Here is a 25,235-nt window from a genome sequence, read left to right as displayed (position 1 = left end):
GTTGAGACAAAAAATCGCGAGTAATAACTCTCGCAAGATAATATCGAAAACTCAGTGAAATCGTTAATTTGAGTTTTGAAAAATTCTACATGACCCGTCAAACGAGATTGCGGCTGAAAATGGCGCAAATCAGGCTTGCGACGAATTCCCTTCGATTGGGCTTGCCGCCTGTTCCTGGGCGATTCTCGCGGCTGCTTCTTGATCTGCTTTGAGTTTGGCAGCGTCTCCAGCGATCGCCACTAATGCAGGTAAGAGTTTCAGATATTGCACGATCGCCTGTTGATTCGGCATAATCTGCTTTAACTCATCTGGAATCACGCAGAATGGAGCGAGTTCATGCAGCTTGTCGGCTGCAATTTGTGCGGGTGTAAAGTTGGGATAAGTTGTTATTTCTCCCTCCGAAGGTTCGGCAACTCGCTCGTGAAACACTTCGACAATGGGGATTTGTCCCCTACGAGATTCAATCTGAGTCCGCCAAATCCGAAACGACTCTTTAACCTCAATTTGTTTTGTGCCAAGCTCGATTGCCATCTCCAACCTCCAAAAAATTACCCAATAACTTCAACTAAACTAATCGCGGCTACCCATCGGATTGTAGTCGCTGCCGCGCCTGTTGCCGTTAATGTGAGAGCACCATTGGTTGTGTCGGCGCTCACGTTAAAGTCCCAGGATTGCCCGTTTAGTATCGTTGTTTTATTTGTTGTTCCTAACGTTGTCGAAGCTGCATTAGCACCACGCACGATCGTACCTTCAATCTGAAAAGAAGCGTGATTCGTTGAGGATACTTGTTTTGCAATAACCTCGATCGTAAACCGCCAAGCCTGATTGTTAGCTAACGTGCAGCGGGAAATATTGTTATCTAAAAGTATATTAGCGGGGGTTGCGTTGGCGGTTGCTCCATATGCGACTAGCGAGGATTTTTGTGCGTCTCCCTGAGTTGAAAATCTTCCTGGGGCTTGAGCTTGTTGCCCAAATTTGTTCGCAAGCCCCCAAGTCCCTGAAATAATAACGCCATATTGCGCTGTGGCTTGGTTGTTCTCTCCGCCGCAGATGGTTGACGCAAAGCCTGTTGCTTGGTTGCCAACTCCACCAATCACAATCGACCACGTACTACTCGCCTGGTTGTCAGATCCTCCAACTACGACAGACTGAGTTCCTGATGCAACCCTAGCGGCTGAGAATCGAATTGTTTGCAGGTCAACCGCTGCCGACCCTCGCGCATTCCCAACAACAGATCCCGCCCCAACTCCCGTAGTTTGAATCGCGCCGTTTGAGTTAATCATCAACCCCGGCAGATTCAGTGAGCCACCCCCATAGATATTACCGCCAAAACCCGCCCCGCCAGCCCCGACAATATCCCCGGTTGTTGTGCTTGTTGATGCGTTGCCTCCTGTGAGGGTGAGGGTAGTAAACCTGCCTGTACTCGGTGTGTCCGTGCCGATCGCGCTTGGGTTTGCCCAATCAACAAAAGAGTTGTCTAATTTGCCATTCGATTTGGTGGCGACAATCTTGTTGCCATCAACTGAGCCAAGGCTTAGCGTAATTGCAGTAGCAAGCCGCCTCGCTCCATTAATAAAGGTGAGAAACTTGCTCATTACTCGATCGTGGTTGGCTCATCAAACTCAAACAAAACTGAAGTAGTTGACTCGGCATATCCGAGGCATTGAATGATTTGCCCTGAAGCGCTAGGAGCCGTCGCGGTTGACCGTCCCGCTGTTGTGGCGGAAAGATATCGAATTTGCCCTGGTGTGAGTCCTGACAGCGCCGAATTTGAACCAGTCTTGTAGACTGTTGCGTTCTGTCCACTCACTACGACTTCTAAGACGTAGCCATTTGCCAGCCGACTATTTGAGGCATCTGCTTTGCGGACTTTGCGAGTGCCTTCATCATCAAAAATATTAACAAAATCGCCTGCTGCTAACGCTTCTGAAGCCGCGATCGCTTCAGTCTGAATCGCAACCCCTGAAGGCAGAAACGATGCGTCTAATTTGCCTGCGGAATTTGTCGAAATGATTTTATTAGCATCCGCACTGCCTGCTGACTGAAAAATTGCACTCACCAGCTTCCGTGCGCCACCAATAATGGTTAAAAACTTGTTCGTAGACATTCAGGGCATCCAGTCGATTGCACTCTGGAATTCCCTCGGCTTAGATTGGCATTCCGTCAACCCACGCCGTTCCACCATTGAGAGAGACGATCGCGTTCTTGCCGTCCAAATTCCCGTTCGTGATGCCCGTTGCAGGAATCACGCCACCGCGATCGAGTTGAATCATCATTTGTCCGGTTGTGGCATCTTTGCCAAGTACGCGACCTGACATATTTTCTTCAGTGCGTTGAATTGTCGATCGTACCTTTTCAGCAAATCGAAATCGATTGTCAGCTTGAGTTTCACGTAAAAGTTGAATTGGATTAGGCATAGTAGGAAAGCGCTCGAACGTCGGCATTGGGCTTGAGAGGGTGCAAATACGATTTGAGCGATCGCACTTGTCGAATCAGCGATTCATCCTCGCTATCAAACTCATTCACAAACACCCGGACATCGCCCCCAGAACGATAAATTGATTGTGCAGGGGGTTCAACTCGATAGAGCCGATTTCCAATCCAGTTGTGATGCTGATTTGGAGCGAGTTGCGCTGGAGGAAACAGATCATCCTCAGTGCTGAATTTGAGTTGCTGATCTGCCTCTGAAAACAGCCAGTAACCGCAATCCGGATCAAAAAAGCTAACGGACGAATTGACGGACACCTTAAATTGCGCCCCAAAACTTTGATTGTATTGATCGTTAATCAAGAAGATTTTGCCTTGCTCGACTCTTCCTGACGAGCTTGTCTGATTTTCTTGGCTGAAGCTGCGAAACGACTCGAATCGACCTGGATAGAGTGCAATGCTTTCTTCGATATTTGTAGAAACGTCTTCAAGTGTTGCATTGACTTGCCGTGACCAGGGCTTTGTTTCAACTTCATCTTTGAGCCAGTAGCCCGTAATGCCAATCTGAGAAGATCCTAGACCGATTTCAATTTCGCGATCGAGCATTCTAAAGCTCCAGAATCCGAAGCCATGATGCTCGATTGTTAACTCATCCAGTCGCAACTCTTTCCCTAGCTCAGCATCAGAAAATCTCCATGTGCCGCTATTCGATCGAGTCACCCAATTCTGCTCGAATCTCTGCTGTCCGTTGCGCGTGATAAACTGCCAACTTGCGATCCATTTATCCCCTCCGAGATTGTTGAGCGAAGCATTCTCAATCCGAGTGAATCGCGATGAATTGTGAGGATATTCCGCAATCTTGACAGCATTGGTTTTCCAGCCTCCGACCCAGAGCGACATGGTTCCATCTGCGCTTTCTAGCCCACCTTGATAGGTGATGAACAGTGCTTTGATTTTGCCTGACTGTGGAGCCGTAGTCGATTTCCGGGTCTTAGGAGACGGCATCGAATCTACTACTGCTCTGCTTCCTGCTTGTGTTGTTTTGACAGGCTGATTTGGTTTGATGGCTCCGTTAGTATTGCGACTTGCGCTAACCGTGTCAGAGCCATTGCTGACGATCGACATTCCAGTTTCAGCATCAAAGCCAATCGATCGATACAATGCAGGCGAAACTTCTACTTTTCGTTCTGCAAAGTTCGATCTGTTCTGGGCTTGCTGCTTGCGAAGAATATCGATCGCGTTCATCGGTGGGGGTGCGTTGCTGCGTAGTTGTGAATCGGTGCTAGAGCGCCACGAAATCGAATATTCACTTCATTCCATTGCTCGATCGACAGTTCTAACTGATACGCCACATGACCTAAAACCAAATCTCCTAGAAGAAGTGGAGCCTGATCGTACTCCTCATCTGGATAGCGAAACTTGCCATAGCGCTGATAGCTGTATTTTGGATTGTTGCAATATTCCGAATCCCTGAGTAACTCAGAGTTTAGAATTTGCGCGATCGCGCTTCTTTTCAGAGCGACACAACCACCGCGCGCAAATCGAAATCCGTATCGAAAACCCAAATTGCCAGCGATATCAGCGTCAGGAATATTGCTAAACGTTCTCCAAAACCTCGTATCACCCTCTGTCCGAATAATCGTTTCAGCTTGGGAGTGTTCCAGCGCACAGCTTAACAGTCGCTCTAGCCACAGTCCTCCAAATTCCGGTAGCTTTAGCCGTTGCGAGGTTTGAATCAAATTCACCGAAGCGCGATCGCATTGCTCAACAAATTCTGGATTCTCGATCGCTCCATCACTGACACAAATCAAATTTGCATCAGGATACAACTGTCGAAGATCAGCAATCAGCCTCAGTACTAGCTCCTGATCGTCATAGACCGGAAAAACAAAATCGACGCTCATCAGCTACCTCCAATATCTTGGATTGCATCTTCAGCGATCGCTGCAATCTCATATTCGTAGGGGACACGGACAATGAATGCTCGTAAAGTAGCGCTGCTATAGTCTCCAGACAGCACAACCTTGGCACGTATCCATGAACCACTGGATTCGTAGACAACTTCAAATGGGCGCGTCACGTTACCATCGCGAACCTCTACAACAACCCATCGATCTGAGTCTAGATAGTTCGTGTAAGCTGTCGTCTCATTTGTGCCGGAATCATAGCTCGCATCGAACAGCACCCCTTCTTCAAAGAGTAATGCGGCAAGGATTTGTGCAATTGCACCCGGCAAGCCGTTTACAAGATCATCCAGTCGAGAACCTGTATTGGTTAAGTTGAAGATTTCATCCGAAAGGTATGAGGTCTGATTTTCAAGGGCAACAACACGATCGAGTAAATCGCTTAAATCCCCATCTCCACCCCCGCCACCCCCATCACCCCTGGTAGCAGAGATCATCATCTCCCATCGTCCTGGTTCGTCGTCTGCAATATCGTCTGGAGCAACAGCTAAATCATTATCATCCTCTGCTGTGGACAGTGGATTGAAGCCATACCAAGCATTCTTAGAAGCAACACGCCGCGCTGATTTGGCTGTGCGCTGCTCGGGCGGAATGGCGCGCAGATCAGCTAAAGAATTGAGACTGTAACCTTCCCTCATAGTCCCACTCCATACGCTGCATTAGAAGTCGCGATCGACAAATCGTAGAAGAATTCGCGTCCAACCTGAATCAGTTGCGGCTCGTCAAATTCTTCTAGTCCGACGATGATTTTCGGCACATAGCGCAGGCGAAGTTGTCCCGATCCGATTGCTGTGATGTCGATCGGGTTCAACCCATCGGAAGAAACTTGAAATGTATTCGTTGTAATGTTTAGTGCTTTATAGGTCGTATTTGCGGCTAGTCCACTCGGTAATGAGCTAGCAGGCTCGGTTGTGAGCAGAATATCCTCACCATTACTCAAGCCGTGATTCGCGATCGTAATCGTGTTCGCAGTCGCATCCACATCGGTTGCTGCATTAAACAGAGTATTGGCTCTACTATTGGCATTCGCCATCAAAATCACGGTCTGAAACTGCAATGTTGCACCGCTTGCTTCAAGGCTTCCTGTTTCGGTTGGGAAGTCATAGCGACGATTTGAAACACTGATCAGCCCTTGCTCAAAGGTTGCTGCTGTTCGAGCGTAGCCGTTGACGGTTTTCAATTCAGCGATCGCAACGTCGGTAGGGGTTGAGGTTCGACTCAGTGCATTCGTGTCAGCAAAGGCAAAGTAAAACTGATCCGATGCAGGCGGAGTGCCTTCTAAAAACATCGTTTCCGCCACGTATTCTAACCACTGATTTGAAAACAAAAATGTCATAGCTCGCTCCGTTTTGTCGATCGAAAATTCCTACAAGAGGTTGCGCCATTGCGCCGCTGTCATTTCATTCCACTGCTCTTCTGTTAGTTCATCCCAATAGCGAGAGCCTGAAACGGATGCCATCAGCACAAGTCTCGCCTTGCTTTGCTTCAGATTCGTTCTACTTTTCGCCATCCAAGTAAAATTCGCCTTACCAGAAGCATTCGGGAGAGGCTTCGACATCCAGGCAAGATTGGCTTGCGAGGCAATCCGAACAGGCTCAAGCGAATACTTTCTGAATCGGCTTCTAGCACTCCATGCCAGCATTGCTTCTGATTCTCTGCGCTGCTGATAAATCGGAGTGAAACTTTCAGGCTGATCAATCGTTGTCCAACCGAGCAACATGCCATCGAATCCGATCGCGCATCTTGCCTCAGCCATTGCAATACTGAATCCATCCGCCCAATAGACTGCCACGCCATCTGGCTCTGTGACATTCACGCGATCGAGTGGGCGATAGTTGAACCAGCCATCGGCAAGGTCACTAATTACCGAAACGCCTTTATAGCGCCCCCAAAGAATTTGTCCCCAAACCCGTGCCAGTCGATTTGCTTGCTCACGTGCATTTGAGAGTGCTTGTCTGGGATTGTCGCCTTGAGCCGAAAGATACTCAAAGCTCAATTCTCTCTCTCGCTGCCGATATTGAAATGCAGTATCGACCGGAAGAACAGCGCGACCTTTTACCGTGGCATCTTGAACTGAATACGTAGGATTGTACGTATCGGCTGCCGGAGGTTGAGCCTGTCCAGAGTTCGATCGAGTTACGGTGCGCTCTGCCGTCGTGAGGACCAGCATTGATGCCGGATCGTAAGCTAATGATTCACGCTTGAGCTGCTCGTTTAACTCGTCTCGAATGTCGGGATAAGCCAGAACCAAGCCTTTCTCAGTGGTTTCAGTTTTCTCCCACTCCCCACGCTTCAATTCCTCCCAGTAGTTCGTTTGTCGCTCCACTGGAACAAGTCCCCCAAACGATCTGAGTAATTGATGTCTCGCACTCGGATCAAAGGCAAATTCTTCGGGTAGGACAGTGCCGATCGCTTTCGATGTCGTCGTAATGATTTTTGGACCGACTCCGAGTTTCTCGAGTTCCTCAAGGTTTGTCTCTTCAGGATCGTCAGGAACAGATCCGCCCCCACCTTGTCTTGACACCAAATTACCTTCGTACTGATAGATGATCTCCTGAAACTCGACTAAGACGAGCGAATAATCATCTCTGAAAGAGTACTCCAGATTGATCGGGAATGTCGGGGTGCGAGTACCTGGAATCACGCCATTTGGATACGTCTCGAAAATTGGACGAAACGAGATCGCGACTGGGCGAAAGATTTCAATCTCATGCCGCAGCAATCGCCCCTTATTGCCTTTTTCGCATTGCGTCTCGCCATCTTGAACAGGCGAATTCGTTTCGTAATGGTAATACTCACGTTTGAGTTCAGCATCAATCAGCGTGATGCTTCCCCTGCGCTCAACCGGATCAGCAAGTCCTGCTGCTTGCTCGGTTCTCGTAATAATGGTGCGAATTTTTGTTTGTCGATCGAACTTATCGATCGTGCGAATTCGTCTCAGTAGTATTTCATTCGTCGAATTTCTACCAACCGCTAAAGCAGGTCCAAACTCCTCAGCTAATGTCTCGGTTTCATCCTCGGTTTGTCGAACGATTTTTGCCGAGGCTCTAACCGTGATGCGCGTGGGAGCCTGTTCGCCTTCGAGTCGCTGATACTCAACTGCACTCGTCATTAAGTCGATCGACACTCTGGGCGCTCCACCTTGCCCCAAAATCCCGACCGTGGGGATTCCTTCATGCACGTAGAGAAAACATCCAGAACTTGCAGCGATCGCCCCTGCTTGCTGAATATACGAGCCTTCTAAAAGTCTCGGAGTCGGGCTTTGCAAATTGCCTGGAATCGATCCACTTAGAGCAGGCGCACCGGCTGCGGCAAGCAATCTTGAAACAACTTCGGATTTTGTAGCTGACGTACCGAGACAGATCCCAGACTTATCGCCTTTGCCCTCTTTGAAGTTGAGCAGCGCAAAAATGTCGCCTACTTGTAGCGTGAGCTTGCGAGTCTTGAGATCAAAACTCGAACTCAGAATATGCAAATGTGAGCAGCGCGGTGAATTCCGCAGCGTTGCGGATTTGTCAGCAATCTTGATCAGAATCGGATTGCCTCGGCTCCATCGGGTATTACGTCTATCGTCCAATGACTCGAATCCATCCGGGCGACCGAGCACGATCGTGCCCGTGAAAATCACAAGTCCGCCTTCATCCAGTTTTGAGTCACTGCCCTGGAAGGAGACGAGTGCAGGCGTGCAGTCAAGACCAGCGATCGTAATTTGATAGTCGCGAATCGAAAGATTGATCGTCATGGCGCAACTCGATCCAATTCTTTCAGGGTGAATCGCGCCAAATAGGGATATTGCGAGTTTTTCAGTTTCTCGGCTTTGGGTTCAAACATCCGCGCACCAAATCGCGCTGGATAAGAAATCAGTCCGCCCTCGATCGTTGTTGTGCCGCCTGGAACGATCGCTCTGGTTCGGTTGCCCGGTTCGACGTAGGGTTCGATCTCATCGTCGATCGTGATTGCGTGTGGGAGTTGCGCTGCTCGTTTGCGATCGCTGTGTAAATAAATGGCTTGCAATTGCCGAAACTGCTGAACCGTCACGAATGCGCTGATTACCCAAATAAATTTCGGTTCGTGCAGGCTGCCAGTCTCGATCGCGCTGCCGTTCAGCGAGTATTCCACATCGCCCAGTGCGGCTGTCATCCGCTCGTAACCATTTTCAGCGAACTTTGTCAGGGAGAGATTGAATTCTTCGATCGACAATGTGAGGGAAAGAGGCATGAGGCAAAGCGAACTCTGTCCCAAAATTCCTACCGCTGATTTCCTTGAATTATGAGGGATAGGTCGCGGTGACGGCTTAATTTATCTTCCAGCCTCTATCATTTCTTTCAGGTTTTCCTGAATTCTCTGCTTGTTGTTTGCGATATCTACGTACTGCCTATCGCAAACCTCTGTAAATCGCGATAAAACCTTTCTACTAATTATTTCTTGATTATCAAAGATTCCAACTGGTCTGAAATCTAGTCCCCACTCTCTAAATTTGTAGATTGCAATAGTCGCGTTTGTGACCCTGTCATCATTTGATAAGGCATAGATAAAAAGAGGGCGTTGCATATGATTTACATGACAATCAACCTGATACAGCCTTTTTTCATCTTGTTGTCTGTCATACCATTTGAACTCTACTCTGTGTTCAGGAACCACCTCTAGTATCATTTCCTCGAAATCTTCAAGAAATGTTGATTGAACTCTTTCTCTAGATAAGTAGCTTATATCTGCAATCTTTAGTAGTGCTTGAATGAAACTATAGAGAGCTTCACCGTATTCTTCTTCGTTAACCTCAGCAATGAGCTCTCCTTCTCTATCAAGCACATTCATTGATGATAGGGTTCTTGTAATAATTTTCTCTCTTGTCCCCTCAAACAGATCGCTCTCATCTATTGTGAGAGTCAAATGCATATATGTGCTTCCTTCGTCAGACAGTAACCACCTATCTCTCTCTTTCTTGAGAACTATTGATAGATGATCTCCATCATCAAACAGAAAGGGTGTAAACACTTTGAATCTGTTCTCTCCGTCCTCGAAGAGCTTAACTTTTTCGCTAAATCTTTGTTGGAAATTTGCCTCTAGGATGTTTGTGTTCATAACATTAAATCCAGCCTAGTAGAGGAAGTTGTTGTTTATCTGGCAGTATGAGATTGCAGTCCTCGAGCATGCACTGGAAAGCCTCATTAAGATTAGAGTACCTTTCAGTTGTTTCGGCATATCCATCTTCATCCACTCCATGCTCCTGATATCTTTCTGTGGCTATGTGTATGTGGTAGGCATTATGAAATGTTTCCTTTTCCAGTTTGTTTGTATGAGAATGATTTCCGTCATATCTTCTAAGCCTGAAGAGTTTATTTGAACCTTTTGGCGTACACCCTAAAATGGCTGAAAAGTTGTCCTTGCAGAAGTTATTTTGCTTCACAATCACTTTAAATTTTGTGCCATTGTCGCCCTGTACTTCACACTCCCCCTGCTTGATACCCCTGCCTAATTTAGGTCTCATCTTTAACTGCCAGTCTTCTGGAAGGGGTTTTCTCTCGCTGATTAACTCAGCTATTTTTTGGTCTGTGTATTTAGCCACGCGACGCTCTGAAATCCCCTTCAATAAACACCTAGTTTAATATTGCTATTTTTATCATCCCCTTGGCTATAGTTTTTGCGTACTACTTTAAGATTAATCTTAACTTTTCAGTAATCGGTTGACATCGGTAGAAACTGGAGAGTCGAAGTTACCGCTGTAGAAAGGATATCTAGAAACTTCCAAGCGTCCTACCCGCCTCCTCATTTCGATATTTTGCGTAATCCGAAATCGGATCAGGTGTTGAAATCGAAACATTGCTTGGACGCTTCGCGAGATTATCGATACGATCGCCCAAACTCTTAATCGCCCCAACTACATCCCCACTCATGCGGGCATCGATCACCGCAGAATTGAGACTGCTTGCCGCGTTGGGTGACGCGCTGGATTGAGCATTGTCGATTTTGTTGACCATATTCACAATGTCGCCAAATCCGCGATCTTGCGCTGCCATCACTGCAAAATCTCTATCCTTGCCAGACAAGCCTTGAATCGCCCTTAATACTGCTTCTTCTTGCCCTTTTCGACCGCCAAAAGCATTTTTGATTGCGTATTCGACATCTCCACTTCCTCGACGACTTGCCGCAATATCTTCACCGAACAGGCTTATACTGCGACCACCGCCCCCGATCCCCGATGAGCCTCCCCCTCCACTCATGCCACCAGAAAGCGTTCCAGTGTTAAGCATCGATCCGCCTACACCGCCCCCAAACTGATCCTTTGCCTTTGCAACCTCTAGCTGACCTTTACGGCGATTCGCATCCGCTTCTTGCTGTGCTGCATCAAGCGCTGTCTGCTGCTGTAAATCGGAGATTTGCTGACGCTTTCTAAACTCCTCATCTAGGAAGCCGTTAAGCTCAGCCTGACTTGCAAGCTGTTGGCGACTACCCTCTAGAATTTTTTGGTTGACATCAACGATCGCAGCCGCATTCTGAATGTCGTTCACATCCCCGGTCTTCTGCGCTTTCCGCAAATCACCTTGGGCGATCAAAACATTCTGCTCAGCTTTGAAAACCGCACTTCGTCTTTCTAATAGGTTGATTTTTGCCTGCTGTTTCTCCTTCTGGAAACTGAGTGCAAGGGATTGTTTCTCAAGCTCTTGCTGAGTCCGAAGCGCGTTGATTCGCTCTTGATCCATCTCAGCTTGAATGGCTTGGCGCTGTTGCAGGATTTGAACCTGATTCGAGCCGTTGTAGCCCAATTCAGAAAGTTGATTCTGAATTACCGCCTTCTCATTTTGACCAGCACCCGACAATTGCTGTTGCAGACTGGAAGCCTCGGAAGCTCTGTCTAATCCACCCTTGAGTGAAGTTTGCCGCAATCCAGAAGTTGCTTGTGAGAGTTGCTGATCAAGCTCATTTCGTTTGAGCTTGGCATCCAACAATGAAATCGTGCTTTCGATCGCAACTTTCTCACGGTCTAATGCAGCAATCTTGGCATCAGAAGCGCGTTTCTGGGCATCTACTTCCTTCTGAATGCCACGCAAAACTTCCTGAGTTTGCAGGTCAATAATTCGCGATCGCGCATCGCGTAATTCAGCTTCAATTGCTAACGTCCGATCCGCTGCTTCTTTCTCAGATAGCACTCGCTGATCTCGCAACTTCTTCACTTCTGCGAGTTCCTGCTGTTTCAGTCCAATTCGCTGCTGTGTGGTGGATAGTTCGACCTTGGCAATCTCGGTCTGACCACCTTCGCCCACCAGACCGCCATTGAGCTGAGTGGTTCTGATATTCGCGATCGCATCACTCGAACTTGCATCAATCCGAGCAGCAGCGATCTTATTGCGACGCTCAAACCCTTCGAGAACTTTGCGGTTGATGGCTTCACGAATGCTCAATTCATCTTGAGCTTTCTTGAGTGTTAAATCGCTTACTTTGCCCTCTAACTCAATCCGCTTCTGGGCGAATTGTTCAGCGCTGATCGTGCCTTCGTTAAAGGCTGCATTGAGTTCCTGTAGCTGAGTCTGAGTGTTGCTGAGATCTGCGTCAGTTTGTTTGCTGGCAAGCTTAGCCGACTCGATCGCGGCATCTTCTTCACTGATCGATTTATTCTGCTGTTTCCTAACGAGCGCAATTTGCTCAGCGTTGAGTGATTTGCGGTTCGATAGGTCACGCTTAGCTGCCTCCTTCTCAACCAGTCCGAGTCGTTTCTGCTGATTGGCTTCGAGTACTGCTAATCGATCTGCTTCGACTTGTCGCTCTTGATTGGGCAACTCTGCCAGAGCTTTCTTGTATTCGATCAAATCGTCGAGCTGCTTCTTGCGTGGGTCAGAATCACTCAGACCTGCTTTAGCGCGCTGGATTTCTTCGATCGATGAATCGGTACTGAGAGCTTTTCCGGTTGTGGGATTAACAATCGACTCGAGAACTTGCTTTGCTTCTGGCGTTTCAAGTTTCGGTTTGATGTTGTCCAGAACTCGCTGAGTCCCGACTAGTTGCTCTTGAGAGCGCTTCGCTTGCAACTGGGCAGTACTCACGCCTGCATTCAGCGACGCATTCTCGTCTCTGCCAAAATTCGCGATTCTGGCTTTGAGTTCGTCTCTGCTGTTGATGTTGAATTTGATTTCGGCATTGCGCTGAACTGCTTCAAGTTCCATACCCATTTCAGCCAGCGCGATCGACAATTCGCGAACGCGATCTGCGGATGTGGAGAATTGATTCTGAAGCTTGCCAAGCGCCCCTTGCGCCTTCTCAATATTGGCGATTTGAGCCTGTAATGACTGTCTCTCTTCTCCGGTGAGATCAGTTCGTTCTAGGGCGGTACGAGCATTGCTGAGCTGCTGCTGCAATCCAGATTGCAGTTCAGTAAGTGGAGCGGTAATCTTGGAGCGCTCCTCACTCAGTCGCTTGATTTCGGCATCTGCTTGCGCGATCGCGTTTCGATCTGTCTTAGGTTGTGCCGCGAGTCGATTGCGCTCATTCTGTTGTGCCGTGATTTGATTATCAAACTGTGAAGTTCGGCTGAGAATATCGCGAGCATTGCCCGTATTGAATGCTTGTCCTAGCAGTTCGTTACCCGTGCCGACGAAGCTTTGGAACTCCTCAGAACGGCGTTGCTGTTGTAGTTCTCCGACTGTCGTGCCAGGTGTGAATCGTCCGCCCGTTGCGCTGCTTACGCCTTCTCGAATCTGCTTGAATCCTGGAAGCTCACGCGCAAATTTTAGATAGTCATCAGTGGTAACTGTCCCTAATCCCAGAGCTTTACCCGCGCCCAGAGTCAGGTCAAAACCTTTTGATTCGGTCTTAGGTTTGGGTGAAACATTAGAAATCTCGCCACGGGCACGTTTAGCCGCTTCTTCGATTCGTTTAAGAGAAGCTTCGCCTGCATTGCCAAACTGCTCGAATTGTTTGCCCGCTTCATCCAGTGCAAACACTTCCCCGATCGAGCGAACGGACTCAACAGCCGCAGCAATGAGTGCGATCGTTCCTGCAAATTTCAACGCCTGGAACGCTGCTGCTTTTACCGAAGCAACTGAAATCGTATTCCCTAACCCAAGCACCTGCTGAATTGCGCCTGAAAGATTAAGTGCTCCGATCCCAGTCATTCGCACCGTGAGAGCCAATGCCGCGATCGCAACTTTATCGAGATTATTGGCAAGCAATTCGATAATGCCCGATAACGCATTCGCACCCGCTGATACCGCAGGCGTAAACAATGCTCCTAATGATTGCTGAGTTTTGAGAACTGAGTTTTGTAGCTTGTTCAGCGATGCTTGAGTGCCTCCGGATGCCGATTCTGCGGCTCCACCAAACTCAACTTGCAACTGACGAGCAAACTTCGGCAAGAATTCTTCAGCCGTGACACTGCCTTGCTCTAATCGCTTGTTTAGCTCTCCTTCGGAAATATTCAGCGATCGGGCTGCAATCCCAAACGCGCCTGGGACACGTTCACCAAGCTGACCCCGCAATTCTTCAGCCTGAACTTTGCCTTTCGAGGCAATTTGGCTCAATGCCAGAATCGAACCACTATATTCTTCATCGCCCAGACCCAGTACCGTTGCGGCTGAGTTTAAACCCTTGAATAAATCCTCTGAAGCTCTGCCCTGGACTGCCGTGCCACGAGTCGAAGCCAGTAGCTTAGAATATCCCGCCTGTGCCGACTGCAACGGAATGCCGAGTCGTTCGGCTTCAGTTCCGACCGTTTTCAGTGCATCTGCTGCTTTTCCGCCTGTGGAGAAATTCAGAGCAGTCCGAACTTTGTCTAATGCGATCGCTGCTTTGAGGGATTCTGCTGCAAAGTTCTGAATCTGAGGAAGGATATTCGACAGAACCGTGAAGCCCAGGAAGCCCTTAACTGCTAGACCTGCGTTGCCGATCAGGAACTTCAGTCCGTTATTCAGACCGGGCAACGCTTCCTTGACTCGACCAAACGCCTCAGATGCCTTATCAGGTGCGATCCCAAGCTGCTGCAATCCTCTCTGTGCGGCTTTGAAATACTCAGCCGCTTCCGGCGCAAGATCTTGTCGCAGATTTCTTGCTCTTTCTCGAACACCTGGGCGCTCTCCCGTACGAGCGCGTTCAAATGTGCGATCGCTCCTGACTCGAATCCGTTCCGCCGCTGCATCAAACCTTGCCGCAGATCGCAAGCTTTCAACGGGCAAATCATTGTCAAATGACTGCACATTGACTTGAGTTTCGAGATTGTCTAAATCTCGTTGTTGTGCAGGCGTTAACCCGACTTTGCGACGCTCCCGTTTGACTCGCTGAGCAGCGCGGGGAGTGCGTCCTTCTGGCTGAATTGCACCGAGTTCAATTTGCGATTCAATTTCTTTAATTTGACTTTGAACGCGCTGATCAACCGCAGTAGAAACAGACCGATCAAGCTGTTCAAGCCGTGCTGTGATTTCCGGAGAAACTTGCCCCGTGAGTCGGCTAAATGCCTGGGTGAGACGCTGTAAGAGCGATCTGCGCTCTCCTGTCACTCTGGCAAGAATTTGCCCCGTATTTGCCTCAAACGCATAGGCATCGGTTTCGAGTGCTTTCGCTGCATTGAGTTGACCCGCACTTGCACCGGATGCGCGCGCAACACCGACTGATGCTTCAACTTGCTGACGCTGCGATCGCGTTAAGTTGCGACCGTCCATCAAGCTCACACCCTGACCCGATGCCGCTTGCTCTAGACTCAATCGACCCTGATCAAGCTGGACGCTATGCCGTCCCTCATGCACCAAGCCTGCAATCTTGTCTGCATTCCGGCGAAGCATCCCCGCACGTCCTGAGAGGATGCGTGCGAGTGATTCGTCAATGACGATCGTATTTTTCTCAAGGTCATAGAACGCTTCTGCGCCCATTGCCTTGAGACGATTTGCATCGATCGAGAGTTTGGGGAGATTTTTCGGATCAAATGCAGCGCCTGAGAGTTTGGCAATCTCTCGATAAATTGCTTCGTAATTTGCCTTGAGTTGATCAGATTTCTTCTGATTGCTAGGGAGTAAAGATTTGAATTTCTCAATCAGTCCGCCACTGCTAACCCGTGCCAGTCCTTGCGGTTGCTGAAACTTCTCGGTCGCTTGCTGCACTTTGGGAACCGTCGCCATTGCAGCGATCGCACCCTTCAGCGGAATCGATTTTAATAATCCAGCGCCGGGCACAACACCGGAGAGCGCATCTAATCCAGCATTTGCAGCAGAGGCAAATCCATTCCCGATCGCGAATCCAGCTAAGTCCCCAGTTAAATCTTTTCCAGATGGGCGACCCCGCGCAATGACTTGCCGCATTGCCAGCGCACCCATCAAATCACCTGCCAGACCGGGCACAATGCCGTATTGTTCGCCCAATTTTGAAGCAGCAAATCCGGCGGTATTGACAGCTAAATCAGTCGCTAAGTCTTTCGCTCTGGGAGACTTGGCGATCGCGCCTAATGTCCCCTTGATCGTCGGCTGTGGAATGACATCGAACTGTTTCGCGGTAAAGTTTGTGAGCTTGCGTACTCCCTCTTTCAGCGTTCGACCTAACGTAGCTGTCTCAGCCTCAGCCGGAGCCGTGACCCGCGCCAGTCCTGTAATGTTGCGCTGATTCGCACTTTGAATCGCTGCACTGCGAGCCGTCTGAATTCGCTCGTTGCGAGCGTCATTCAGCGTCGGATTGTTGCGATAGCTGTTTTCTAATCTGCCTTGAATCCCTGACAGAGAGCGAATCGTTTCGCCTGAAAGATTCTGTCCTTTCAGTTGATCAATTTCTGCGATCGCGCTCTGAGTTCCCGCAAGAATCTCATTAATCAGCGTTTCGCGTTTCTTTCCAGTCGCGGTGGCAAGCGCTGAAATCTTCTTGTTAATCGACTTCTCAGCCGCCGCTAATTTCTTAATTGCCGCAGATTCAGCTTTTTTATCTACACCAGCAATCGGCTTGCCATCTTTGCCAATCTCAGCGCGAACTTGTTCAAGAACGCGATCGACTTCGCCTTGATCCCGGTAACTCTTGAGTCGAGCTTCTAAATCCCCTTTCGTCGTTTTAGAATTGACTCCCTGAATCCCCAGCTTTCGAGAAGCTGCGAGCATTTGAGGACGGGTTAAACCCTCAAATGGATTCTGGACAATCTCAGCTTGAGGTGTGACCTTTGGTGTGGGTGCGGGAGGTAATGCTGCGATCGTTTCGACGGGCTGAGTCTCGATTGTCGCTTGCGGTAAGGCTCTCGTCTGGCTCGGTGGCAGTGCATTCTGTTGAGACGGTGGCAGCGCAGATTTCATTGCGTTGCCTGCAACTCCTGTAAGTACTTTGCCGCCTAGAATCACTGTGCCTGCTTGCACAATCATTTCTGTGACAGTGGCAGAGCCAGACTGAATCATGCCCGTCACAGCATTGCCTACAGCGCCCTGCATTCCCATGAAATTCGGAACGACAGACTGAATAAAATTCGTCGCTGCTCCGGTTGCTGCTCCGGTTGCCGATTGAGCGAAGGGAGCGATCGCGCCTCCCACAAGCTGATTCAATCCCTCGGCTGCAATTTGCCCACCTGGAAGGAACTGTGTTGCCGCACCAAACGCCAGTGCAGGTACTGCGGTCTGCTGCAATATGCCTTTGGTTGTCCTGCCCATCGGAACCATATCGAGGGCGAGCGATTCCATTGCAGACGCAACTTTGTAGCCCGTTTTCGCGATCGCGACAAACGATCGCGTTGCGTTGCCAACTCCACCAATGAAGGCTTGTCCTGCTTCCGAATTCGCCATCACTCGGAAAACACTCGCCACCTTTTTGCCAGTGTTGCTGACTGCTTGAATCGTTGCACCTGCTTGATAGGCGATGTCGCCCAGTCGATCCATATCGACCGTGATATCTAAACCTTTGCGTTGCTTGGTCTGCTGCTGAACAGGCTCAACTTTCTGAATCGGTGCGCTGTCTGCCCAAGGATCAGGAATCGCATCAGGAGGATTAAATACATTGCGATAAACCTGGCTTGCGTAGCGATTCTCGAAGGCGTAGGCATCCGCTTCGAGTGGCTCGACCACTTTGCGAACCAGAGCTTCTTTGCCTGGATTGCGCTGCTGTGCAAGCTGAGTCGATCCATCAATGCGCTGCTGTAATGTCCTGCCACGGACAACCGGAGCATTTTCTAGCTCTGATTCGGTCGGTCGAATTAACCCGATCGCTGGATTCTTAAATGAATCGACCTGACCAAAACCCGACTGAATCGCATGGCGAAGCTCATGCACGATGACCGCTGTGATTTCTTCACTGAACCCGCTTGTAGCAAGCTGCTTCGCAATTTCAGCACTGATATTGAGCGTGTTTGTGCCCGGATCATATTGACCCGTGCCCTTGATTTGATCTGAGACGTTGAACTTCGGAACAAGATTTTCAGGGACTTCTACGCCTGAAATTGCAGCAACTTCGCCTAAGATTTTCCGAATCGTTGGGGGTAACGGTCGCGCCTCGGATTCGGGTACAGACTGTGAAGTAGGTTGTGACGTGACTTGTGAAGCAGGCTGTGTTGGCTTCGGTGCAGCAGACTGCTGAACAGGTGATTTCGGTGCAACGGGTTGAGGTGCTTTAGCCTTTCCAGGATTCGCTCCTAACAGTGCAAGTTGCTGCTGCGTTGTTGAAATCGCAGATTGAATTTGCTCTCTTTGTCGATCGACAAACGCCTTAGTCTGCTCATTCGTTGCTTTCTGGGCAAGTTCTTCGACCTTGGCAAGCTGCTGGAATAGTCCAGCGAGTGTACTGGATAGCTCATCAGTCTGAGCCTGAACTGCAAGAGGCTGTTGAGACTGGGCAATCAGCGATTGTAGCTGTGATTCTTCTTTCGCAAGTTGCTCACTCACCGACTGATAAAGCTTGACACGTTGAGCCTGTCTTGACTGCAAGCTTTCTATTAACTGATTAATTTTTGCCAGCGCTGCTTCGTCTCGCTCTGGGTTTGCAAGCTGCTGATCTCTAAGTTGCCGAGCCGACTTCAAAGATTCAGCATCACGGACTGATCCGGTCTTTAGTCGAGCTTGCTTATCCTGCAATCCTGCAATTGATTTCCGCCTACTTTGAATCGACTGATTGACTTCAGCGGGAGCCTGAATCGTGCCGAGTGTTTCGATCGCTTCAAAAGGTTGCAGCTTCCGTTCTAGGCGCTGGCGTGCTGTTGCCAGCTTGTCTTGAATCGAATTGACCTGATCAATCTCAGCCTGAAAGAATGTTGCAGCACTACGATTGATTTCAGCGAGTGATTCACCTAGCTGAGTGAGTTCGGTTGAAAGCTGCTCGACGAGACGGGTGTTTTGATTGTCGATCGCGCTTTGAAGATCGGCTGAGACTTTGCTAATCCGATCCTTAATCCGCGATCCACCCATGCGATCTGCGACGCTTGCGGTTTTCTCGGCAATGTTTGCCCTGATTTTCTCAACATCTGCCTGTTGCTGAGATAGCTTGGTTGCCTCGGCTCGAATTGCGCCGCGATCTGTGCTCTGAGCTTCGGTCTGAAAGAAACGTGTTGCTTCGACTGTTCTCTGTTGCTGGCGTTTCCGCTGCTTTGATCGGGTTGCTCCTGACTCAATCAGAATGTTGTCTTTGCCAACTAAGTCCTCAAGAATTTTCTGAACCAGTTGCCCATCTTGCCCTAGAGACGCGATTAATTCGCCTGTTAGAGCAGAAGCCGCTTGCTTTCCGACAAGTCGAAAACTTCCGATCAATGGAGCGAGTTCAGCATCAATCCCCTCAGAGATGCCCTTCCCAAGGTCTTTACTAATTTCTTGCCCAATACCCAGACCAACGCCAGACAGGATGCCGCTTGCCGCATTTGCCGCTAATTTGAGCGGAGCTGTGAGAACGTCTCCAATTCCACCCAGAACATTGCCTTTGCCAATCTTGCTAAAGGCATTCGTAACGGTTTTCTCAAGCCCTTGGAATGAATTGTTTAATGCTTGGGTGACATTCTTCTCGATCGCGCTTGTGTCTGCCGTGACTTTCTGAGTCACAGACTGCGTTGCGCTGGCACTGGCATTGCGAATATTGACAGGAATTTCGATGCTCGCCAGTTGCGCTTTTAGATCCGCAATCTGGCTCCGAACATTCGCAACATTCACCCCAATCTCGATCGACGAATTCTTGAACGCATCCAGCCGCTTCTCTAATACGTCTAGATGGGTGAGATCTGTTCTTGGGGTTAATGGGGAGGATTTGAAGTAGTTATTGACTTGACCAAAGTGCTTCTGCTTCAGGTCTAAATGCTTGTTGAGTGCTGTGAGCCTCGAATCATCAACTTGAGCCGTGACCTTGAATGTCTTGTCTGAGTACTTCGAGAGCTTCTGAAAAACTCCCTTGTCATCAAATTCAAAACCGATTTTGATTATGCGATCGCGGGTGAGCGAAGCGATTTGATTCTCGATCGCAGTTGAATTAATTAATGCTGCCTGTAGTCGAATGACTCTCGACTGAGTGAGGGCTTGGAGTTGCTGAGAAACTGCGCGATCGTCTAACCGAATGCCGACATTGATTTGTCGATCGCGGGTAAGCGTCCTTAACTGTCCTTCGACGGCATTGAGATTAGAAACCGCAACAGTTGCGGAAATCTTCGGGTTGAGCTTGCTAAGATTTTCGACTTGCCTGCGAAGTGCCCTTGTGTCGAGACTTGCAGCGAATCGGATTTGCCCATCTTTGAGATTGCGAAGGGACTGCACCTCGCGATCAAAGCGATCGCGCTTTAATTCGAGTTCCATCCCCAAAGAACCGACGATCTCAGACATCTCTCAACCCGCATAGCATCGGGCTAGGATTCCTATCAGCCTGAGACGCGAAAAAAGCCCCCGAAAGCTTCAGGGGCTAGCTACCCGTTAGGGTGCATCTACCAGAAATATTTTAGTTTAGGTGGGGAGTAGGGACTTCATTGCTTTTGATGGCGGTAGAGGTTTTAGCACAGATCAAAAAACGCGCCAGCCTCCAAATATTTGAAGAACGACAACCTCTCAAAGCTGCGCGACCGCCAGAGTTATTCTGACACGCGATCGCGTATCCCTACATCATTGCGCCTGCGTCACGGTAACAAATCTAGGCAGCCCGTCTCGATTTGTTCCATGCCATTCGTCAAGCGGTCTACGTCTGTACTGTCCTTCTGCCCAATCTTCATCTCGATATAGCACTTCCCAATCATCGATTTCAGCACAGGGAGAAACAACACCAAGAACGATATAGTTTTTCTGTTGTCGGTTGTTGAACCAAACCGATCCGGGTTTAGGGAAGTTTTGCATCTTTTGTTGTGATTGGTTAAATGCGATCGTGCGTTTAGTATAACCAAGAAAAATGCGCCATACTCGCGTGGCGCTTGATTAGACGTACATACTAGCGTCGCTTTCCCAGAGCCATCGATCTCTGGAAATGGACATCGATATTCTACTCTTGCAGATCTACTTTCTCAACTTTCAAAGGCTTCTGATCGAGTGGTTTCACATGCAAATGCAACTCAAGCAAGTACTGACCTGGTTCAAGATTTTCGCCCAGAATGGTAGCCAGATCAGGACGCTCATGTGTGATTGGATCGCGTAGGTTGAGTTTGTCCCAGTCGTATTTCGCATCTGGATCAACCGTTAGAATCACGTGCTTTACAACCATATCCTACCTCGCTAATTTCCGGGCTAGGATTCCTATTCACAAAAAACGCACCACTCTCGCGATGGTGCGTGAACAATTTACTTTGTTGCAATTGCTTGCATTGTAGCCGAGCTATTTCGTTTCGTGTCGTAATTCCGCTAGGACAAGCCACGAAACAACCATCTGCAATCCCATCCAGCCGACCGGAAACACTGCGCGCTGAAATTCAACATGGCGATAAAGCGCGATCGACAAAGCAATCCCAAATAGCAATGCGGGAACTGTCGCAATCAGCCAGATAAATCGTTCAAACCGTCCATTCGAGGCACTTTTCACGCCTGACGGAACCCACGGCGCAATCTCACCAAAGATTACATCCAGCAAAGCGACTAGATGCGTGTAGCTCACAGCCATGCCCATTACGGGGACAAACAGCCCCCATCGGGATTTCGCCCATAATGCCGAGGCAACAAGAACTAACACGATCGACGAAGAACCAATTCGAGCAACAAACGGGTTTGGAATATCCGCAGCAATCCACAGTCCCAAGAAAATCGGAATCGCGTGAAGCAATACTCCTAATCCGCTCGTTGTGTAATAGTGAAACGCGCTGTAGTAAATCCATTTGACGCGCAATGGAATATTCGGCTTACCCCAAAAGCCCTCCGAGCAGGTCAAGGAATACGAACCGCTACACCAGCGATAATGCTGATTGAACAGCGATTTGATGCCCTCTGGGGATAGTCCTGCTGAAAGATTCAAAGGCAAATATTCAACAGTCCAGCCATCGGATAACAGCATCCAACCCGTATGCACATCTTCGCTTCGTTCGACCGGAGCACCACCGCCATGCGGTTCTAACGCTGTACGTCGATAGATTGCACATGAGCCGCAACAGATTGCAGCTCCTGCGCGATCGCGGAAATTCTGCACTAATCTGTAGAACGCTTCCTGGAAGAAACCTAAGCCGAGTTGGGCTGGGGTCTGATTTTTCTGGGAAGTGGCATTGTTGAAATATTGCGGAGTTTGCAGAATCGCTAATTCCTGGTTCATTTGGAACCGAAACACTGTCTCGGTCAGAATGTCAGGACGTGGAACGAAATCAGCATCTAAGACTAAAATTAGCTCTCCTGAAGTCTGGGCGAAAGCGTGGCGCAAATTGCCTGCCTTCTTCAAGTAGCCTTTATCCTCACGAGAGATGTAATGGAATCTCAATGCTTCTGTGGCAAACCAAACATCATCGCGCCCTTTATCGTCCAGGACGTAAACCCGATAGTTCGGATAGTCAATGTCACGAACAGCCTTCAATTGATTCACGATTACTGCGATATCTTCACCGCAGTTCGGCAAGAAGATATCAACAGATGGCGTTTGATCAAAGACTGATCTGTATTTCTGATGTCGATCGTAGTCAAACGACTTGGCAAAGAATGCACCAAATGCCCAAAACGCAACTCTCACAAAATAGAGTGCGGCAAAACAGGCATAGAGGGCAAAGAGTAAATTTGGATGAAACGAGCGAACCGTAATCAAACAAAAAGTGGCTAGGCTGATCAATCCGACCAATCCTAGCCAACTCCCGCGCGGTTCTATAAAAGCAAACTTTTCTTCGTCGGTGGGGACGGTAGGCAGGTAGGGAGCGGGCATTGAGATTTTCGCTCAACTCATCGCCCCTTGAGTTCCTACCGCCCAGCCTACTAGCGAGTCGCCGATGGCTTACCGATATACCAACTCACAAAGAAAAACGCGATCGCTACAATCCCCGTCTGTAATTCAGCAGGGAGATGCACACCGAACGCACCCAGCAGCATTGCAGCACCACCAACAGCGCCCGCAATGTTCGTTTTCAAGTCAGTTGTCATAGAAAGCTCCCAAGATAGTCGCGCTCTGGAGTTCCTACAAAATCAGCCGCGATTCAACCAACGGGAACTCAGCATCGATCACATAGCAATCCTCTGCTGGAATGTCGATCGCATACCATCGCCCAGAATCGACATCTTTGATATCGACAATTCCTGATGCACCTTCGATCAGCGCAAACTCAGCCGTCACTACTCTGCCAACAATCCGAGGCATCAGCAGCAGCACGCCTTCACCTACCCATGCTCTCGGACGCGATACCGTTGCATTCGCCTGGTTCGCTTTCAGTTTCGCGATCGGTGCAGATGAAACCGCCCAAGCAGGCATGAGACTATCTTGAATCAAGCTAAAGAACGCATCGCAGGCAGATGATGAAATCGATTTATCCTGCTCAGTGGGTGGAAGCCAGTGACAGAACTGCTCTGGTGTAAATGGGTCTGTTTTCTTCGGATCAATCTTGGAGTTGAGATAGAGCATTGCAAGCTGAGCAATGCCCTTCTCTTCTTTGTGTAGACGTTCCCGTTCTAGCTTTTCCGCATACTCGTAAGCCTGCAAAATGAGCCAGAGAGGTTGGAATCCGAAATTCTCAGCACTAAAGCGCGGATCAAATCCCCAATACCGCTGAATTTTCCAAAACATTCCTGTCCAGTCAGGCTCTATGTCATACTCGCCAGCTAGGATTTTCCCAATTCTTCCTCAGTCGATGGCTTCGGCGCTTCGGGTTTAGCTTCTTCCCAGCCGTCCTGCTCTTTGTAGGCAAACTCAGCAATTTTTGTCACAAGGTCAGGCTTGATCACGTTTGGATCGATCGTGTGCTCGATCGTCCATTCGGGAGCGAGTCGGAAGCGAATCACTGCGGTCGCGTAGACAATGTTTTTCCTTTTGAGCGATTCGAGAAACTCGTCTGTAAGCTCTTGAATGTCCTGATAGGTCGGAGCGTGCCACTCAGGATTAACTAGCTCAATTTGTTCCAAAGTGAGTTCGATTTCTTTTTCGTCAATGACTGCCGTGAAAGATACGATCGCGAATTTCTCGTCGTATTTAACTGCCGTTACTTTGCCTTCTTTGCCATTGACAGCCTTGAGGTGCTTTGCGTTGCTGGAAACTTTCACCGTGTCGTCTTCAATCACGCCACCAAAAACATACGCATTAATGCGATCGTTGACATAAGAGAATTTTGCGCCATGCTCTCTAGACACTTGTTTCGCTAATGCAGCTAGAGCCTTTGTATAGCTAAATAAATCTTGCTCTTTAATGAAGTCGTGTTCAACGGGAGTGATCCCTTTGTACTTGGGGAATTTGAGAACCCCGATTTCTTCACTTCCAACTAATACTTCTTCGTAAGCCTTGGTGGGTTCAACAACATAAGGCAACATACAAACGATCCTCGCTCAATTTACTTTCAATAGTTCCCTCCGCCCGTCTAGCGACCGTGTTTTTGGTCTTTCTTGTATTCGTTATGCAACCAACTCATGATCAGCGAGATTACTAGCAATGCTAATCCCGTTGAAAATTGAAAATGAAACAAAAACCAAATTGACGCAAATAATACAACCCACTGACCGATTACGATCGTGACAAGAAACAACAACAACAAAACGAACGATACAGAATCTTCCATTGTAGGAACCTCATCAGTGTTAGCCAGTCATCCTCGCTCGACCTGGCTAACTTTTCTATGCGTACCGAGTAATGATTGGGCTTCCTTGACCTTGCAGCGTGGTGTTGTAAGACAAGATGCCATCGGCAGGGTATTCAGTGCTGAACCCTTCGACGATGCACGCACCTTTCAGACCATCGCCAGTGGTAAAGCCAGCAGGCGCAGGACCTTCCGACCATACAAACACTTCACGACCGCTTACAGCATTCGTTGCTGCATAGTAGAGGCGACGATAAGAGTCATCATCAGGCAACAGATTGGCTGTGATCGGGATGCTCCACGCCTGAGATGTGACAACGCCATCCTGGAAGCCTTGCGGATCTTCAAATACCTGAGTCTGTTGACGTTCAGCGCTGATCTCAGAACCCGATTGAGTACCACCTTGCAGTCGCAATTTAGCTGTGTAGGTCGCAGTACAAATTCCAGAGATTGCACCACCCGTCATCGGCTCGATCGCTAAAGTTGTATCGTCAGGCATCGCATCTTCGGTCAAGTAAACCTTGCGCTTCACACCCGATGAGTTTGCGAATTCAAGCGGAGTACCCGCACCAATTCCGTTTCCACCGACCGCAGCACCTAAGTTAACAGCTGTTGCGTTTGCTGCAATACCTGAGCTAGTGGTAGCAATTCCGTTAATATTTTCCGGCTCTTCACGAGAACCCAAAGGGAGCAATGCAACATACAGCTTGATCTTGTTGCCTGCCCCGGTGAGAAACTTCTTACTCATCTAAATCCTTGTCTCCAGATCTGGA

20 protein-coding genes are annotated in these 25,235 nt (G+C 48.9%); all 20 read right to left on the bottom strand.

Going from position 1 to position 25,235, the window contains the following annotated elements:
* Positions 1-129: 129 nt before the first annotated feature.
* The 20 genes from LEPBO_RS0110005 to LEPBO_RS0109905 all read right to left on the bottom strand — a co-directional run bounded on the left by LEPBO_RS0110005 (position 130) and on the right by LEPBO_RS0109905 (position 25,210).
* On the bottom strand, positions 130-531 hold the full coding sequence (locus tag LEPBO_RS0110005) for a hypothetical protein (protein ID WP_017287422.1): 402 nt from the start codon (positions 529-531) through the stop codon (positions 130-132).
* 17 nt (positions 532-548) lie between these two features.
* Entirely contained in the window at positions 549-1,595 is a 1,047-nt protein-coding gene (locus LEPBO_RS0110000) for a hypothetical protein (protein ID WP_017287421.1), read from the bottom strand.
* Positions 1,595-2,107 (bottom strand): hypothetical protein, encoded by a 513-nt coding sequence (locus LEPBO_RS0109995; protein ID WP_017287420.1) that lies wholly within the window; start codon positions 2,105-2,107, stop codon positions 1,595-1,597. Before LEPBO_RS0109995 ends, LEPBO_RS0110000 begins: the two co-directional genes overlap by 1 nt.
* Positions 2,108-2,147: 40 nt before the next feature.
* Positions 2,148-2,417: a hypothetical protein gene (locus LEPBO_RS0109990; protein WP_017287419.1), complete on the bottom strand. Its 270-nt coding sequence runs from the start codon at positions 2,415-2,417 to the stop codon at positions 2,148-2,150.
* Positions 2,410-3,672 (bottom strand): hypothetical protein, encoded by a 1,263-nt coding sequence (locus LEPBO_RS45600; RefSeq protein WP_017287418.1) that lies wholly within the window; start codon positions 3,670-3,672, stop codon positions 2,410-2,412. Before LEPBO_RS45600 ends, LEPBO_RS0109990 begins: the two co-directional genes overlap by 8 nt.
* On the bottom strand, positions 3,669-4,331 hold the full coding sequence (locus LEPBO_RS0109980; protein ID WP_017287417.1) for a hypothetical protein: 663 nt from the start codon (positions 4,329-4,331) through the stop codon (positions 3,669-3,671). Before LEPBO_RS0109980 ends, LEPBO_RS45600 begins: the two co-directional genes overlap by 4 nt.
* Positions 4,331-5,029 carry a hypothetical protein gene (locus LEPBO_RS0109975; protein WP_017287416.1) on the bottom strand — a complete coding sequence of 233 codons (699 nt, stop codon included), beginning with the start codon at positions 5,027-5,029 and terminating at the stop codon, positions 4,331-4,333. The genes LEPBO_RS0109980 and LEPBO_RS0109975 overlap by 1 nt, the downstream gene beginning before the upstream one ends.
* Positions 5,026-5,727 carry a hypothetical protein gene (locus LEPBO_RS0109970; RefSeq protein ID WP_017287415.1) on the bottom strand — a complete coding sequence of 234 codons (702 nt, stop codon included), beginning with the start codon at positions 5,725-5,727 and terminating at the stop codon, positions 5,026-5,028. Before LEPBO_RS0109970 ends, LEPBO_RS0109975 begins: the two co-directional genes overlap by 4 nt.
* Before the next feature lie 30 nt (positions 5,728-5,757).
* Complete coding sequence (locus LEPBO_RS0109965) at positions 5,758-8,133, bottom strand: hypothetical protein (RefSeq protein ID WP_017287414.1); 2,376 nt, start codon at positions 8,131-8,133, stop codon at positions 5,758-5,760.
* Positions 8,130-8,609 (bottom strand): hypothetical protein, encoded by a 480-nt coding sequence (locus tag LEPBO_RS0109960; protein WP_017287413.1) that lies wholly within the window; start codon positions 8,607-8,609, stop codon positions 8,130-8,132. Before LEPBO_RS0109960 ends, LEPBO_RS0109965 begins: the two co-directional genes overlap by 4 nt.
* An 81-nt stretch (positions 8,610-8,690) precedes the next feature.
* On the bottom strand, positions 8,691-9,473 hold the full coding sequence (locus LEPBO_RS0109955) for a DUF1828 domain-containing protein (protein WP_017287412.1): 783 nt from the start codon (positions 9,471-9,473) through the stop codon (positions 8,691-8,693).
* A 4-nt stretch (positions 9,474-9,477) separates the two neighbouring features.
* A complete protein-coding gene (locus tag LEPBO_RS39945; RefSeq protein ID WP_017287411.1) occupies positions 9,478-9,957 on the bottom strand; it encodes a hypothetical protein in 480 nt (159 codons plus the stop codon).
* A 169-nt stretch (positions 9,958-10,126) separates the two neighbouring features.
* Complete coding sequence (locus LEPBO_RS0109945; protein WP_017287410.1) at positions 10,127-20,122, bottom strand: tape measure protein; 9,996 nt, start codon at positions 20,120-20,122, stop codon at positions 10,127-10,129.
* A 273-nt stretch (positions 20,123-20,395) separates the two neighbouring features.
* Complete coding sequence (locus tag LEPBO_RS0109940) at positions 20,396-20,623, bottom strand: hypothetical protein (protein ID WP_017287409.1); 228 nt, start codon at positions 20,621-20,623, stop codon at positions 20,396-20,398.
* Positions 20,624-20,765: 142 nt separating this feature from the next.
* Positions 20,766-20,984, bottom strand: a complete 219-nt coding sequence (locus LEPBO_RS36665) for a hypothetical protein (RefSeq protein ID WP_017287408.1) — start codon at positions 20,982-20,984, stop codon at positions 20,766-20,768.
* Between the two features lie 111 nt (positions 20,985-21,095).
* Positions 21,096-22,610 carry a glycosyltransferase gene (locus tag LEPBO_RS39940; RefSeq protein WP_017287407.1) on the bottom strand — a complete coding sequence of 505 codons (1,515 nt, stop codon included), beginning with the start codon at positions 22,608-22,610 and terminating at the stop codon, positions 21,096-21,098.
* Positions 22,611-22,660: 50 nt separating this feature from the next.
* On the bottom strand, positions 22,661-22,825 hold the full coding sequence (locus LEPBO_RS42845; protein ID WP_017287406.1) for a hypothetical protein: 165 nt from the start codon (positions 22,823-22,825) through the stop codon (positions 22,661-22,663).
* Between the two features lie 34 nt (positions 22,826-22,859).
* On the bottom strand, positions 22,860-23,462 hold the full coding sequence (locus tag LEPBO_RS0109920) for a hypothetical protein (protein ID WP_017287405.1): 603 nt from the start codon (positions 23,460-23,462) through the stop codon (positions 22,860-22,862).
* A 35-nt stretch (positions 23,463-23,497) separates the two neighbouring features.
* Positions 23,498-24,199: a hypothetical protein gene (locus LEPBO_RS0109915; protein ID WP_017287404.1), complete on the bottom strand. Its 702-nt coding sequence runs from the start codon at positions 24,197-24,199 to the stop codon at positions 23,498-23,500.
* A 300-nt stretch (positions 24,200-24,499) separates the two neighbouring features.
* Positions 24,500-25,210 carry a phage tail tube protein gene (locus LEPBO_RS0109905; RefSeq protein WP_017287402.1) on the bottom strand — a complete coding sequence of 237 codons (711 nt, stop codon included), beginning with the start codon at positions 25,208-25,210 and terminating at the stop codon, positions 24,500-24,502.
* Positions 25,211-25,235: the final 25 nt, after the last annotated feature.

The organism is Leptolyngbya boryana PCC 6306 (genome assembly GCF_000353285.1).
GTDB classification, from domain to species: Bacteria; Cyanobacteriota; Cyanobacteriia; order Leptolyngbyales; family Leptolyngbyaceae; genus Leptolyngbya; species Leptolyngbya boryana.
This window is presented reverse-complemented; position numbering and strand designations above follow the sequence as displayed.

What these genes read in the sequence shown, in the direction of transcription:
- LEPBO_RS0110005 (WP_017287422.1), bottom strand. Translation starts at nt 531, where the DNA reads ATGGCAATCGAGCTTGGCACAAAACAAATTGAGGTTAAAGAGTCGTTT.
- LEPBO_RS0110000 (WP_017287421.1), bottom strand. Translation starts at nt 1,595, where the DNA reads ATGAGCAAGTTTCTCACCTTTATTAATGGAGCGAGGCGGCTTGCTACT.
- LEPBO_RS0109995 (WP_017287420.1), bottom strand. Translation starts at nt 2,107, where the DNA reads ATGTCTACGAACAAGTTTTTAACCATTATTGGTGGCGCACGGAAGCTG.
- LEPBO_RS0109990 (WP_017287419.1), bottom strand. Translation starts at nt 2,417, where the DNA reads ATGCCTAATCCAATTCAACTTTTACGTGAAACTCAAGCTGACAATCGA.
- LEPBO_RS45600 (WP_017287418.1), bottom strand. Translation starts at nt 3,672, where the DNA reads ATGAACGCGATCGATATTCTTCGCAAGCAGCAAGCCCAGAACAGATCG.
- LEPBO_RS0109980 (WP_017287417.1), bottom strand. Translation starts at nt 4,331, where the DNA reads ATGAGCGTCGATTTTGTTTTTCCGGTCTATGACGATCAGGAGCTAGTA.
- LEPBO_RS0109975 (WP_017287416.1), bottom strand. Translation starts at nt 5,029, where the DNA reads ATGAGGGAAGGTTACAGTCTCAATTCTTTAGCTGATCTGCGCGCCATT.
- LEPBO_RS0109970 (WP_017287415.1), bottom strand. Translation starts at nt 5,727, where the DNA reads ATGACATTTTTGTTTTCAAATCAGTGGTTAGAATACGTGGCGGAAACG.
- LEPBO_RS0109965 (WP_017287414.1), bottom strand. Translation starts at nt 8,133, where the DNA reads ATGACGATCAATCTTTCGATTCGCGACTATCAAATTACGATCGCTGGT.
- LEPBO_RS0109960 (WP_017287413.1), bottom strand. Translation starts at nt 8,609, where the DNA reads ATGCCTCTTTCCCTCACATTGTCGATCGAAGAATTCAATCTCTCCCTG.
- LEPBO_RS0109955 (WP_017287412.1), bottom strand. Translation starts at nt 9,473, where the DNA reads ATGAACACAAACATCCTAGAGGCAAATTTCCAACAAAGATTTAGCGAA.
- LEPBO_RS0109945 (WP_017287410.1), bottom strand. Translation starts at nt 20,122, where the DNA reads ATGTCTGAGATCGTCGGTTCTTTGGGGATGGAACTCGAATTAAAGCGC.
- LEPBO_RS0109940 (WP_017287409.1), bottom strand. Translation starts at nt 20,623, where the DNA reads ATGCAAAACTTCCCTAAACCCGGATCGGTTTGGTTCAACAACCGACAA.
- LEPBO_RS36665 (WP_017287408.1), bottom strand. Translation starts at nt 20,984, where the DNA reads ATGGTTGTAAAGCACGTGATTCTAACGGTTGATCCAGATGCGAAATAC.
- LEPBO_RS39940 (WP_017287407.1), bottom strand. Translation starts at nt 22,610, where the DNA reads ATGCCCGCTCCCTACCTGCCTACCGTCCCCACCGACGAAGAAAAGTTT.
- LEPBO_RS42845 (WP_017287406.1), bottom strand. Translation starts at nt 22,825, where the DNA reads ATGACAACTGACTTGAAAACGAACATTGCGGGCGCTGTTGGTGGTGCT.
- LEPBO_RS0109920 (WP_017287405.1), bottom strand. Translation starts at nt 23,462, where the DNA reads ATGTTTTGGAAAATTCAGCGGTATTGGGGATTTGATCCGCGCTTTAGT.
- LEPBO_RS0109915 (WP_017287404.1), bottom strand. Translation starts at nt 24,199, where the DNA reads ATGTTGCCTTATGTTGTTGAACCCACCAAGGCTTACGAAGAAGTATTA.
- LEPBO_RS0109905 (WP_017287402.1), bottom strand. Translation starts at nt 25,210, where the DNA reads ATGAGTAAGAAGTTTCTCACCGGGGCAGGCAACAAGATCAAGCTGTAT.